Genomic DNA, 14,356 nt, shown 5'->3' with positions numbered 1-14,356 from the left:
ATGAAGTAATAGCGTGGTAATCATTACCACAGCGTTTCTGCTAAACCAATAATAAAGGCTTGCATCATGTCAGATAAATCAGAAAGTAATGCTGCACAAGAGCAGCCACTTTATATTAAGGTCCACGATTCTGATAATGTTGCCATTGTTGTTAATAATAATGGCTTACGTGCCGGAACCCGTTTTAATGATAATCTGGAATTAATTGAGCATGTTCCGCAGGGACACAAAGTTGCCCTTGTTGATATCGCCAAATCAGGCGCAATTATCCGCTATGGTGAAATTATCGGGTATGCGCTACGCGATATTGCTAAAGGAAGCTGGATTGATGAATCCCTGGTCGAGTTGCCTCAGGCTCCCGCGTTGGAAACCCTGCCACTGGCGACTAAAGTCCCGGCCTCCCTTCCTTCGCTGGAAGGCTACACCTTTGAAGGTTACCGTAACGCCGATGGCAGCGTAGGCACAAAAAATCTGTTGGGCATCAGCACCAGCGTGCACTGTGTCGCGGGCGTAGTGGACTATGTCGTCAAAATTATCGAGCGGGATTTATTACCGAAATATCCCAATGTGGATGGCGTGGTCGCACTCAACCATCTCTACGGCTGTGGCGTGGCAATCAATGCACCTGCGGCGGTCGTTCCTATCCGCACCATTCACAACCTAGCGCTAAACCCGAATTTTGGCGGTGAGATACTGGTTGTCGGCCTGGGTTGTGAAAAATTACAACCGGAACGCCTGCTGGAAGGGACATCAGACGTACAGGCCATTTCTCTTGATGACAGTAGTATTGTCCGCTTGCAGGATGAACACCACGTGGGTTTCAGATCGATGGTGGATGACATCCTGACGATGGCAGACAAACACCTGCAACGGCTAAACAAACGTCAGCGTGAAACCTGTCCGGCCTCAGAATTGGTTGTCGGCATGCAGTGTGGCGGCAGCGATGCTTTCTCTGGTGTCACCGCGAACCCAGCCGTCGGTTTTGCATCCGATCTACTGGTACGCTGCGGCGCAACCGTCATGTTCTCCGAAGTAACTGAAGTGCGCGACGCCATTCATCTGTTAACGCCGCGCGCTATCAATGAAGAAGTCGGTAAACGTCTGCTGGAAGAAATGGCCTGGTACGACAATTACCTCGACAGCGGCCAGACCGATCGTAGCGCCAACCCCTCACCAGGCAATAAAAAAGGAGGTCTGGCGAACGTGGTGGAAAAAGCGCTCGGCTCCATCGCCAAATCTGGCACCAGCGCGATTGTCGAGGTCCTTTCTCCCGGTCAACGCCCCACCAAACGTGGGCTAATTTACGCCGCAACGCCCGCCAGTGACTTCGTGTGTGGCACCCAGCAGCTTGCTTCCGGTATCACCGTGCAGGTTTTTACCACGGGTCGCGGTACACCCTATGGCCTGCTCGCGGTACCCGTCATCAAAATGGCAACCCGTACTGCACTGGCAAACCGCTGGCACGATCTGATGGATATTGATGCCGGTACGATTGCTACCGGAGAAGCCACGATAGAAGACGTGGGCTGGCAGCTTTTCCACTTCATTTTGGATATTGCCAGTGGCAAGAAAAAAACCTGGTCCGATCAGTGGGGGCTTCATAACGCACTGGCCGTTTTCAATCCCGCACCGGTAACCTGATTATCGTTCTCCACAGGCCAGATCCATTATCTGGCCTGTGGATGGCATTATTTGATCTACAATAAATTCAGCATCAATAAAAATGAAAAAAAAACGATAATTAAAAGAATAAACCTCAGCAAAGCAACATTTAATTTCATTCACGCAAAGAAAAAATAAAAAAAAATTAACAAAGCATTCTTCTTAGCGTCAATTTCATTGATTCAAAAAAACCTTCAAGAATAATCCCTATTTACTCATCATCTATTCTTAATCATTTTTTTACCAATTATTTATTGCCAATAAAATGAATCAATTGACAGGTAACCGTCCCCATCATAAATTTACGCGTGCTGAAAAAGCGTGCTAACTCTGATGACATATTTGTTACAAAAACACCGTTACAAAATTGCCATCACGCACAATACAGGGTCAATAACTTACTCATAAGTAATGCTTAGCATTGTTTTATATAAATGAGTGAGCGCCCAAAAAATTTCAGCCTACCCATTGGAATAACTTGAGTATTTACACAGCAATATGCCTGACAGATTTCACGGGATGTACCACGCGGCCACAATACTGCGCATCAGCTTCTGTAATAATCAGAACGGCTGAGACGAGAAAAGTGGTCAGTATGGCTGGACCTGGGAACTGAACGGGATACGTACGCCGGGGTTTCTCATGAGAGTGAATACACCTGTTACACAGCAGGAGTATCTGTTAGACATGGACACCATATTGATGTCCACGACAAATATTCACAGCCACATTACTTATGCCAACTCTGCCTTCATTAAGGTTAGCGGTTTTTCTGAAGAGCAGCTCATCAACCAGCCACACAATATTGTGCGTCACCCTGACATGCCCGTTGAAGCCTATGCCGACATGTGGTTTACGTTGAAACAAGGCGATAGCTGGACAGGATTAGTGAAAAACCGCCGCAACAACGGCGACCACTACTGGGTTCGCGCCAACGTTACGCCGGTCTACCAGCAGGAGCATCTCGCAGGCTATATCTCGGTACGTAACACGCCCAGCGCCGAAGAGATCAAATCTGCCGAAGCGTTGTATAGCGCCGTGCAGAAAAAACAGGCGGGCAACCATAAATTCTACAAGGGACTAGTCGTTCGCACCGGACTCTTTTCGCCACTCTCGCTATTGCAAAAGTTATCAGTCCGCTGGCGCTTACGCATCGCGGTATTGACGGCGGGGCTCATTCCCACACTACTTGCTTTCAGTGGTATGAATCCACTGTGGCTATTGGCACTGACGCTACTACTCATCATCATCATAGATCAATTTTTACAAAAGCAAATTGCACAGCCAATCGCGACGATACTGAAGCAGGCTCAGCTTGTAGTCTCAGGCCGTAAAACAAAGCATATACACCTGAATCGCGTAGACGAAATCGGTTTGTTGCTACGTTCCGTTAACCAGTTTAGCCTCAATTTACACTCGCTGGTTGATGACGTTAGCACACAGGTAAATGGGATTACCAACGTCAGCCATAAGCTGGCGGAAAACAATGTCGACCTGAATACGCGCACAGAAGAAACATCAGCAAATCTGCAACAAACCGCTGCCGCGATTGAAGAAATTACTGTTGCTGTACAGCAAAGTGCAGAAACCGCAGCACAGGCCACGACCATGGCGGAAGCCGCCAGCAATACGGCACTAAAAGGTGGAACCATCATGAAGGAAACCATCGGCATGATGGATTCTATTTCCAGTGCCAGCGATAAAATCGTGGATATTATTGGCGTGATAGACAGCATTGCCTTCCAGACTAACATCCTTGCTCTGAATGCGGCGGTTGAAGCAGCACGTGCTGGCGTGCAGGGAAGAGGGTTCGCTGTAGTGGCAGCCGAAGTTCGCAATTTGGCACAACATTCCGCCTCTGCGGCCAAAGAAATTAAAGCACTTATTGATGCTAACGTTGAAAGTGTGAAACAAGGCAGCGCCATGGCAGAAAACGCAGGCAAACACATTAGAGACATCGTTGATGAAGTCTTGCAAGTCTCCACGATGATCAAAGAAATCAGTAACGCAACGCGTGAGCAAACCGCAGCATTGGGACTGATCAATACTTCTATTGCACAGATAGAACAGATGACACAACACAATACTGAGATGGTTACGCACTCTACAGAAGCCGCTGAAGGGCTAAACCTTCAGGCCAGACGGTTGAATAGCGCAATTAACGTATACGGTAGCTAACGGACGTCCCCCCTCGGTTGCGGCAAGGGAGCAGGAAAGCGCCCTTGCCAGTTCCTTTTTCCCGCCAGAAAGACACAATAGCCTCACCCATTTGTAAGCTTTTCGTAAAGAACAGAGTGGCACAGCCGATAACAATCGGAGAATTGACTTATTTCAGGAGGAAGTGATGGCTAATGATATCAGCCGGATTACCATGAATACGGTATCAAACGTACCGGCAGCCTCTACGGTCAGTAAGTCTGCATCTAATACAGAGAGTAAGACTGCGTCGACGAATGAGAGTAAGTCTGCGCCTGCTGGCAGTAGTGGTGCTCAGCAAAAGATTGCCGCATTACAACATCAAATCAAACAGCTGACCAAGAAACTAAAAGATCTGGGCGCATCGGCCGCCAATGCACAAAGTGAAGACGAACGTAAACTCATCAAACAACAGCAGCAGATGATTCAGGCACAGATCCAAGCGCTCTATGCCGAAATTGCCCGCATCCAAAAAGAAGAAGCGGAAAAGACAGCGATGGAAGCCGCATCAAGAACAACATCGCAAAAAACTGAAAATAAAGAAAAAAAAGACGGAGTTGATATCTACGTCTGACAGCAATGTCTGATGTATTTCCCTTTCTATTTCTCTCACTTTCCTGACTGATACATTTTGTTACATGAGCGATCAGGAAAGTGAGTATTTCATGTTTCATTGCCAACAATATCCCCTTCGATAACGTGCTTAAATTGCCGATATAACGGCTTGTACCCCACATCACTCGGGTATATCGGCATCCTTTCAGGAGGGAAAATGTCAAACACCATCAGCGGTATCAGCGTATCGACAACAACAGCAAGCAGTAGTAAAAGTAGCAACACGACAGAACAACAGATTGCGCAGCTAACTAAACAGGTTCAAGCACTGACCAAACAGGTGAGTAAACTGACCGAGTCTGCTTCCAGCACAGAAAGCGATGAAGAACGTAAACTGATCGAACAGCAACAACAGGCCATTCAAGCACAGATCCAGGCGTTACAGGCACAAATTGCCCGTTTGCAGAGTGAAAAATCAGAACAACAGTCCGGCTCATCTTCTTCTGCTTCTACTCAATACGCTAAAGAAGAAGGTGTTAACCGCCCGACAGCAGATAACCAGATTAATATCTACGTCTAGCTTGCATCAGGGATAGAGTAGCCAGTAGAAGTAAAAGGCCGCTTGATTGAAGCGACCTTTTTTCGTCAGAGGTTACGACAGGAAATGATAATCAGGGACGAGGCCGCTTCAGCGGTGTTACCAAACCTTGTAGACCCTCTATCTTGATTGCCAGCGTAGTCTGCATCAATTCACCTAAGCGACCTTTAGGAAATTCATCCTTGCGGAAGAACCACAGCAGGTATTCTTCCGGTAAATCGATCAGCACTCGCCCTTTGTATTTACCAAACGGCATCTGCATCGTGGCAATGTCTATCAGGTCTTCTTTTTCCACCGCTTACTCTCCCAATAGTCGGATCATTTCCGCCTCATCGATCACTGGGATCCCCAATTCTTGCGCCTTCGCCAATTTAGAGCCCGCGGCTTCACCAGCAATCACCATATCGGTTTTCTTCGAGACGCTGCCACTCACTTTTGCGCCTAACGCTGTTAGCCGATCTTTGGCTTCGTCACGGGACAAAATACTCAGCGATCCGGTCAATACCACCGTTTTCCCTGCGAATGGGCTGTCGATCTCTTCGGCTTTGACGACCAGAACCTCAGGCCAGTGAAGGTTGATGCCTGTGGGATCGGTCAGTTCGCGAATAACGGTTTGGTTATGCTCTTCCTCAAGGAAATGACGTACATGTGCAGCAACAACTTTACCGACATCCGGCACCGCTAGCAGCGCTTCGTCATCGGCAGCAAAAAGTGCTTCCAGTGAACCAAAATGAGCGGCGAGGTTGGCAGCGGTTGATTCACCAACGTCACGAATCCCCAATGCATACAGGAAGCGAGCCAGCGTCGTGCTTTTCGCCTTTTCCAGCGCATTGACCAGATTCATCGCAGACTTCGGCCCCATGCGATCCAGCCCTGTCATAATCCCAGCACTCAGGCGAAACAGGTCGGCCGGCGTCTTGACGTACTCTTTTTCCACCAACTGATCGATGATCTTATCGCCCATGCCTTCCACATCCAACGCACGGCGAGAAACAAAATGCTTCAGCGCCTCTTTACGCTGAGCACCACAGATCAACCCACCAGTACAGCGCGTAACGGCCTCCCCTTCTACGCGTTCAACATCCGAACCGCACACGGGGCAGGCCGAAGGGAAAACGATCGGTTGTACCGTTTCTGGCCGTTCAGATTCCACGATGCCAACGATCTGCGGGATCACATCCCCCGCTCGACGCACAATCACGCGATCACCAATCTGTAAACCTAGCCGATCTATCTCATCGGCATTATGCAGCGTGGCGTTGCTAACGATAACCCCGGCCACAGCGACCGGTTCCAGACGTGCGACTGGCGTAATCGCCCCTGTGCGCCCAACCTGAAACTCGACATCACGTACCCAGGTCAGTTGTTCCTGCGCTGGGAATTTAAAAGCTACTGCCCAGCGAGGCGCGCGGGCAACAAACCCTAACCGCTCCTGCAATTCCAGCGAGTCAACTTTGACAACGACGCCGTCGATATCAAAGCCTAACGCACTGCGGGTTTGTTCGACCTGACGATAAAAATCGAGCACCTCGGCCGGACCGGTACAGCGCTTGATTTTATCGCTCACCGGCAATCCCCACGCTTTGAACTGCATCAACCGTTCCCAGTGGCTGGCGGGAAGTTCTCCGCCTTCTAGCAACCCAACACCATAGCAGAAGAAGGTCAGCGGACGTTTAGCCGTAATGCGTGGGTCGAGCTGGCGCAGCGATCCAGCCGCAGCATTGCGCGGGTTGGCAAACACTTTACTCCCCGTACGACGAGCTTCTTCGTTCAGCTTTTCAAAACCGTTGTGTTTCATAAACACTTCACCGCGCACTTCAACACGGCGCGGAATATTGTCACCTTCAAGGCGCAGCGGAATCGCCGCAACGGTACGAATGTTACTGGTGATATTTTCCCCGGTCGTACCATCCCCGCGCGTAGCCGCCTGTACCAGAACACCGTTTTCATACAACAAGCTGACAGCTAGACCATCCAGTTTTAGCTCACAGCAGAATGTCAGATCGTCACCATTTTTTAGCCTGTCGCCAATTCGCTTGCTGAAGGCCAGATAGCTCTCTTCATCAAATACGTTATCCAGCGATAACATCGGCACTTCATGGCGTACCTGTTCAAATGCCGCCAGCGGCGCTGCCCCCACTCGCTGCGTGGGAGAATCACTGGTTACCAGCTCGGGGTGATCCGTCTCTAACGCTTTCAGTTCCTGCATGAGTTTGTCATATTCAACATCAGGAATTTCGGGCGCATCTTCAACGTGATATTTGTATTCGTGATGGCGTAAGACCCGGCGCAACTCCGCTACCCGCAGTGCGACCACATTCACTTCGGCTGGTTCTTTCTTCACTGGTTTCATACCTGTTTTATCTGACGTGTCGCCCTGTCGGCGTTATGATTGTTATGATTCTCGCCCGTGATGTGTCAGAGCGAGAATCATTAGCTTGCGGCCTGAACGGCGTCGGGATCACTCGAGCACCGTCAGTTTTATTTTTTAAGATTGAGACGTGTTAGCTTTAATCGTGTTGATGATGTTCGTCGTGGAACAGCCGTCCTCAAAGTTCAGGACTTTCACTTCACCACCGTTAGCCCAGACCTCTTCGCTACCAGCGATTTCATGTGGCTGGTAATCTCCGCCTTTCACCAGAATGTCCGGCAGAATGCTGGCAATCAAGCGCTGCGGCGTATCTTCTTCAAACGGTACAACCCAGTCGACGGCTTCCAGCGCGCCCAGCACGATCATCCGCTGCGGCAGCGGGTTGACGGGGCGAGTCGGCCCTTTCAGGCGTTTGGTTGAGGCATCGCTGTTGACTGCAACGATTAACCGGTCGCCAAGTTTGCGGGCATTTGCCAGGTAAGACACATGTCCGGCGTGCAGAATATCGAAGCAGCCGTTGGTCATCACAATCTTTTCGCCACGCTGGCGCGCCAGTTCAACGGCATTTTTCAGCTGTTCTTCTGTCATCACGCCAAATCCGGTGTCGGCACGGCCGCGGATAGCATTTTCCAGCTCAATCGGCGTGACCGTGGACGTCCCCAGCTTGCCGACGACGACGCCTGCGGCGGCATTCGCTAGGAAACAGGCTTCTTCCAGCGGGTTACCTGCCGCCAGCGCAGCGGCCAACACGCCAATGACGGTATCACCCGCACCGGTCACGTCATACACTTCCTGTGCCTGCGTTGGCAAATGCAGCGGTGCCTTGCCTGGCTGTAGCAGCGTCATCCCTTGCTCGGAACGGGTAATCAGCAACGCGGACAGGTCGTAATCGGCCACCAGTTGCATGCCGCGCTCAACCAGCTCTTCTTCCGTTTTGCAACGCCCTGCGACCGCTTCAAACTCAGACAGGTTCGGCGTCAGTAATGTCGCGCCACGGTAGCGGGAAAAATCCGTGCCTTTCGGGTCGATCAGCACCGGAACACCCGCCGCTTTTGCCGTCTGGATCATAGTTTGCACATGTGCTAATGCGCCTTTTGCATAGTCGGACAGCACCAGTGCGCCAATTTTTGGCAGTGCCAGTTGAATACGCTCAATGATCGGCTGAGGATCAATACCTTCAAAGCCTTCCTCAAAGTCCAGTCGGATCAACTGCTGATTACGCGACAGCACACGCAATTTGGTAATCGTCGGGTGCGTAGGAACCGAGACAAAGTCGCACTTCACATTCACTTCGCCAAGCTTGGCATTCAGTGCACGTGCAGCATCATCAATACCCGTTAGCCCCACCAGCCGCGATCCTGCTCCCAGCGCAGCGATGTTCATGGCGACGTTCGCCGCGCCGCCTGGGCGCTCTTCGATCGTATCCACCTTGACCACAGGTACGGGTGCCTCTGGTGAAATTCGGCTGGTCGGCCCATACCAGTAACGATCCAGCATGACATCACCGACCACTAATACACCCGCTTGACGGAAATCAGGCAGCGTCACTTTCATCCTCTACTCCAAGCTTATTTCGCATAATGCGCGTAATAATATCATAGGCTCGTATCATACACGCCACTGCTGCGCGGCTCTTTGCTGAGCATGTGGCCGCATAACCCATCATCATATAGTCAAGGGGAAACTTAGGCTCCCACTAACCACTTATTCCAACTCACCAGCACCTGTTCGCGTTCCGCAATAAACCGATCCTTGCTGACCCGGCCGGACAGTTCTTGCAAAGCCAGATGGTGCAGCTCGTTGCGCATAGTGACGTAGGCTAGCTTGAGCGCATTGGCTTCGCTCTCTTCCATCACACCATACTGCGCCATCAGTTCCAGAATGCGCACATTGTCTGACCAGCGGGTCAAACGCGGTTCCTGAGCGGCATAACGCAGCACCAGATACTGGGCAATAAATTCAATATCTGTAATGCCGCCCGCATCCGTTTTGATATCAAAGAGCGCTTTATCTTTGTTCGCCAGATGCTGACGCATTTTTTCCCGCATTTCTCGCACTTCAGTCCGCAGGGTATCAGCATCACGCTCTGCGCACAGAATGCCGCGGCGAATAGACTCAAAGGTCTGCTGAACGCCGCTTTCACCGTACACCATGCGCGCACGCACCAGCGCCTGATGCTCCCACGTCCACGCTTCATTACGCTGATACTCATCAAAGGCTTCTACCGTACTCACCAGCATACCCGCCGCGCCCGATGGCCGCAGACGGGCATCCACTTCATACAAAATGCCTGATGACGTCCGGGTGCTAAACAGGTGCATTACACGCTGTGCGAGACGTAGGTAGAACTGGCGGCCATCAATACTGCGCTCGCCATCCGTCATCACGTCCGATGGACAATCCAGCAAGAATACCAAATCCAGATCGGAGCTGTATCCCAGCTCCCAACCACCGAGTTTGCCATAGGCAATAACCGCAAACCCACGGCCTTCACGATGCTGCAAATGAGACGGCTGACCGTAGCGCGCCACCATCTGTCCCCACGCCTGCTGAACCACGGCCGCGATAATCGCTTCCGCCAAATACGTTAAGTGATCGCTCACTTTCATCACGGGCAGTACACCGCCGATATCCCCTGCGGCGATGCGCAGTTGCTGCGACTGTTTAAACTGGCGAACCGCTTCCAGTTGCTGTTCTTCATCATCCTCAGGTACGCGCATCAAATACTGACGTAGCTCATCGGCATACGCGCTCGGTGCCGTCGGTTGATACAGCGTTGACGCATCGAGCAATTCATCCAGCAGAAGGGGATAACGCGCCAGTTGGCTGGCCACCATCGGCGAAGCCGCACACAGGCGAATCAGTTGACCGAGCGCAGAACGGGACTCCAGCAACAGTTCTAGGTAGGTGGTACGCGTGACGATTCCCAGCAGTAACGGCGTCAAACGAGACAGCACGCTATCGGCTTCCTGACGAGCACAGACCTCCGCCAACAAGCACGGCATGAGCTGATCCAGCACATCCCGCCCGCGTGGCCCAATTGTGCGTTTCGCCACATCGTGGCGGAATTCCACAATCGTCCGCATCAGCTTCTCACGCACGGTTTCCGTAAGATGCGGCGTCAGCGGAGCCAGTTCACCGTCATCCAGCGTATCCTGCCATAGGCTGCTATAGCTGCTATGTTCGGGGATATCATTATTGTCCGGCGCATCATCGCCAATCAGATCGTCAAATACGTGGCGCACCGCCTGCATATGCTGTTCCAGCATGGATTGCAGCGTGTCCCAACTGTCGAATCCCATTCCCCATGCCAGACGCTGCTGGTTCAGTTCATCAGCCGGCAGCGTTTGCGTCTGCTCATCGGCAATGGCCTGCAGCAGGTTCTCCAAGCGGCGCAGAAACAGGTAAGACGTGCTGAGATCGAGCACCTGTTGCGGCGTTAATAACCCCAGCGCCCCTACATGCTCGAGCGTAGGTAGCAGAGAGCGCCCTTGTAATCCCGGTTCACGTCCGCCGCGAATCAGTTGGAAAACCTGCGTAATAAATTCGATTTCACGAATCCCACCAGCACCCAGTTTGATGTTGTTGCGCAGATCCCGACGACGAACCTCGCGGGCAATCATGCTCTTCATATTTCGCAGCGACTGGATCACGCTGAAATCAATATAGCGACGGAAGACGAAGGGCTTCAGCGTGCTACGCAGTTCCTGACTGTAAGCATCGTCCATTCCGCCCATCAGGCGCGCTTTGACCATCGCATAGCGTTCCCAGTCGCGGCCTTGCTCCTGATAATAATCCTCCATGGCCGCAAAGCTGAGCACCAGCGGTCCGCTGTCGCCAAAAGGGCGTAGCCGCATATCCACGCGGTAAACAAAACCATCGACGGTCGGCTGATCCAGCACCTTAATGAGTCGCTGTCCCAGACGCGTGAAGAACTGTGCGTTATCCAGCTCGCGCCGCCCGCCTTGTGTATGACCATTTTCGGGATAGACGAAGATCAGATCGATATCCGAAGAGAAGTTAAGTTCCCCCCCACCCAATTTTCCCATGCCAAGAATCAGCAGAGGCTGCGCCACGCCCTGCGCATTGCAAGGTGTACCCCACTCGCGACAACAGGCCTGATATAGCCAGCTTCTGGCCGCCACAATCACTACCTCGGCCAGTTCGCTCAACTGACGCAACGTGTGTTCCGTGGTACTGGTTTGCAGCACCTGCGACCACGCAATTCGCGCCAGCATATGGCGACGAAATCGACGCAATGCCGCCATTAACGCATTTTCATCGTTAACATCAGCCAAGGCGTTACTTAACCAGTCGGCGTAGTGCTGCCACTCTTCGGGCTGCGGCGGTTGCTGATGAATCCTTTGCCACCAGTCAGGATGCAGCGCAAGCGCATCGCTGACAAAATCGCTCAATGCCAAAGCAGCAGCGTCGCTGTCTGTTATCGGTTCATCAGGTGCGGCTTCCCGTAAACGCGAGAGCGCACGCTGAGAGTGTTCCGTCAGAAGCACAGGTAAAGCAGGCAAAGGAAGTATCGGCATGGGGGTTCCCTTGATGCGCCGCCTATCCTCACTGACAAGCGGCAGTTAACGGTTACTGTGACTGTCCGCCGCTATGTAGCCAGAACGGAGACAAGGCCAGCGCCTCTTTACGGTAGGCTTCGAGATACACGGAAGGCGCCTTTCCGGCAGCAAGCCGCTCAATTTCCTGGAGTAAGATCCGCCAGTGTTCAATGTAGGCCTCCACCTGTTCCGACGGATACGCGCCGGACAAGAGAAGGAAAGCGCAGAGACTACGTTGCAGGCGAGGGATTTGCTGTTCGTACTGCGTCTCCGTCAATTTAGAAGCAAAAGCGCTTTTCAGCTCGGCAGAGCTACGGCTTAGCATGATGTCAGCAAAACGTTTGAACGAACCCTGTAGCTTAATGCGATCTTTATTATCCATATGGTCACGCCAGCCAGACTCAATCAGCCAGGAAGTCAGTACCAACTTACTTTGCAGGTAGTCAGTGCTGTAACAGACGTCTGCGCCGCTGGCGCTTTGTAACCGGGATTCCAAAGTAGCGAGAGCCGAACGAAAAAGCGTGGTGACTTTGCGTAGCACGACGCCGCCTACCAGTACCAACATTTCGCGCATTAACGCGCTGGCTTCTGGCAGGGCTTCACGGGCAGAGGCATTTCCTCTTACCCACAGCTCTTCGTGGTATTGCCAGTGACTCAACCCCAGTTCCAGCGCCGCACGGATAGCCTGATCGATAGTGGTTTTTGGATCGACAACTAATCGATTAAGAGGCAGACATTCACGAACGGGATTACCTTTAGCCAGATGGTATCCACGAGCCGCCTTACTCAGGCTACCCTGCCGCATACCACCAAACGCTGCGATTTCCTTTGCCAGTTCCAGCAGGTGGGTAGTCTGACCAATCTTAAGTTCCATCTCCAGCTCGCACAGCGGCTCACTCAGGTCGCCAGCACGAATTTCTCCACGATCTAACGCCACTTCAATCACACTTTGATAGTAAGTAAACACCCACTTTTCACGCGTAAAATCTGTGCTAAACAGCGGCTTGAGCGACGATTGCAGCACTTCAACCTCGCACGCTTCCGGCCAGACTTCCGCAGGAAACAGGCTGAGATCCAGCTCGGCTTTCTCTAGCTCAACGTTATATTCTGGGTGTTGATGTAACCCGCCAATCACCTTACCGGCGGTTTTCGCTGTCATTTCATAGCGTTCATTCTCGCCACGAATACGCAGACCGATGCCGTTGCGGCGCAGATAATTATCCGCCGTCTCATAATAAGTATTGCTCAGACGCTGAGCACGCATGTGCTCATACTGACTGTAATCGCTGTCCCATGCAGCCAGTTGCGTCAGCAGCGATTCAACGCTGTCGGGATGAACAATAAACTTCAGTTCAATTTCTTCACTCATAGCATTCACAGCACCAAAACCGCGTTCATTATCCTGTCAGTAAATAACATTTTACTTCACCTTACTACCCTTACCGCACACACTCTTTTTCACCTGCGAACAAGCGCGCATTTCTTATGCAAACCAGCCATCTTCTAAGCGGCTTCTCGCGTTCAAACACGCCGCGCGCCGCCTTATAAGAACCTATCCCAATGGACGTTAGGGGATGAAATAGCCCCCATGCGCAGGTTCTAAGACTGTTCTCATTTCGGTTTATACATTGCCTCGTCAGACTTAAGCCTCTACTATCAGACCACCATTAACGCAACATGATGATCTTATGCAGAAATTAGGCTTACTCTGTTTTACTTTATTTTCTCTCACGCTGAGCTGGACCGCACAGGCGGAAGAAAAACGCTATATTTCCGATGAGTTATTGACGTATGTCCACAGCGGCCCAGGCAATCAATATCGTATCGTCGGCACACTGAATGCGGGTGCAGAGGTCACGTTACTCAGCGTTAATGAAAACGCGGGCTATGCGCAGATCCGTGATGACAAAAACCGCACCACGTGGATTCCTCTAGACCAACTTAGCAATACGCCAAGCCTGCGCACGCGGGTGCCGGAGCTGGAAAATCAGGTCAAAGACCTGACGGACAAACTCAATAATATCGATCAGACCTGGAACCAGCGCACCGCTGATATGCAGCAGAAAGTCGCTGCCAGCGATGGCGTCATCAACGGATTACGTCAGGAAAATCAGGATCTGAAAAATCAGCTTATCGTTGCGCAGAAGAAAGTTAGCGCGGCGAATGTCCAGCTTGATGATAAACAGCGCACCATCATTCTTCAGTGGTTTATGTACGGCGGCGGCGTGGCAGGCATCGGCCTGCTGCTGGGCCTGTTGCTGCCACACATCATCCCTCGCAAGAAGAAAAATGACCGTTGGATGAGCTAATCGAAATAAGTGCCTGCGGATGCAGGCATTTTTCTTTGCGTCCAACGCGGCGGCGTAAAGATGGTAGTATGTGATGAAATATTGGTTATTGATTCAGGAGCCC

The 14,356-nt window shown here is 51.6% G+C and carries 10 protein-coding genes; 5 read left to right on the top strand and 5 right to left on the bottom strand.

Translation table 11 applies throughout. The features are described from left to right. Window positions 1–66 precede the first annotated feature (66 nt). From garD to H0247_RS05720, 4 genes are all read left to right on the top strand, one after another. Window positions 67–1,641, top strand: coding sequence for a galactarate dehydratase (garD, locus tag H0247_RS05735; RefSeq protein ID WP_180741665.1), 1,575 nt, complete (start codon window positions 67–69; stop codon window positions 1,639–1,641). A gap of 663 nt (window positions 1,642–2,304) precedes the next feature. Further along, complete coding sequence (locus H0247_RS05730; protein WP_180741664.1) at window positions 2,305–3,840, top strand: PAS domain-containing methyl-accepting chemotaxis protein; 1,536 nt, start codon at window positions 2,305–2,307, stop codon at window positions 3,838–3,840. Between the two features lie 166 nt (window positions 3,841–4,006). After that, entirely contained in the window at window positions 4,007–4,432 is a 426-nt protein-coding gene (locus H0247_RS05725; RefSeq protein WP_180741663.1) for a FlxA-like family protein, read from the top strand. A 198-nt stretch (window positions 4,433–4,630) separates the two neighbouring features. After that, window positions 4,631–4,993, top strand: a complete 363-nt coding sequence (locus tag H0247_RS05720) for a FlxA-like family protein (protein WP_180741662.1) — start codon at window positions 4,631–4,633, stop codon at window positions 4,991–4,993. 91 nt (window positions 4,994–5,084) lie between these two features. Here H0247_RS05720 and H0247_RS05715 read toward each other — a convergent pair whose 3' ends face one another. The 5 genes from H0247_RS05715 to H0247_RS05695 all read right to left on the bottom strand — a co-directional run bounded on the left by H0247_RS05715 (window position 5,085) and on the right by H0247_RS05695 (window position 13,313). After that, the gene (locus H0247_RS05715; RefSeq protein WP_180741661.1) at window positions 5,085–5,306 is read right to left on the bottom strand and encodes a putative quorum-sensing-regulated virulence factor; all 222 of its coding nucleotides are present in this window, start codon (window positions 5,304–5,306) and stop codon (window positions 5,085–5,087) included. Between the two features lie 3 nt (window positions 5,307–5,309). Beyond that, window positions 5,310–7,364, bottom strand: a complete 2,055-nt coding sequence (ligA, locus tag H0247_RS05710) for an NAD-dependent DNA ligase LigA (RefSeq protein ID WP_180741660.1) — start codon at window positions 7,362–7,364, stop codon at window positions 5,310–5,312. Window positions 7,365–7,499: 135 nt separating this feature from the next. Further along, a complete protein-coding gene (gene hldE / locus H0247_RS05705) occupies window positions 7,500–8,936 on the bottom strand; it encodes a bifunctional D-glycero-beta-D-manno-heptose-7-phosphate kinase/D-glycero-beta-D-manno-heptose 1-phosphate adenylyltransferase HldE (protein ID WP_180741659.1) in 1,437 nt (478 codons plus the stop codon). A 131-nt stretch (window positions 8,937–9,067) separates the two neighbouring features. Continuing rightward, window positions 9,068–11,923: a bifunctional [glutamate--ammonia ligase]-adenylyl-L-tyrosine phosphorylase/[glutamate--ammonia-ligase] adenylyltransferase gene (glnE, locus tag H0247_RS05700; RefSeq protein ID WP_180741658.1), complete on the bottom strand. Its 2,856-nt coding sequence runs from the start codon at window positions 11,921–11,923 to the stop codon at window positions 9,068–9,070. A gap of 52 nt (window positions 11,924–11,975) precedes the next feature. Beyond that, window positions 11,976–13,313: an inorganic triphosphatase gene (locus H0247_RS05695; RefSeq protein WP_180741657.1), complete on the bottom strand. Its 1,338-nt coding sequence runs from the start codon at window positions 13,311–13,313 to the stop codon at window positions 11,976–11,978. Between the two features lie 319 nt (window positions 13,314–13,632). Here H0247_RS05695 and H0247_RS05690 point away from each other — a divergent pair, with 319 nt between their 5' ends. After that, window positions 13,633–14,253, top strand: coding sequence for a TIGR04211 family SH3 domain-containing protein (locus H0247_RS05690; RefSeq protein ID WP_015841553.1), 621 nt, complete (start codon window positions 13,633–13,635; stop codon window positions 14,251–14,253). Window positions 14,254–14,356 lie beyond the last annotated feature (103 nt).

Origin of the sequence: Pectobacterium sp. CFBP8739, from assembly GCF_013449375.1 — a bacterium.
Lineage (GTDB): Bacteria > Pseudomonadota > Gammaproteobacteria > Enterobacterales > Enterobacteriaceae > Pectobacterium.
Note: the sequence above shows the minus strand (reverse complement) of the source record. Positions and strands in the feature narration are given on the sequence as shown.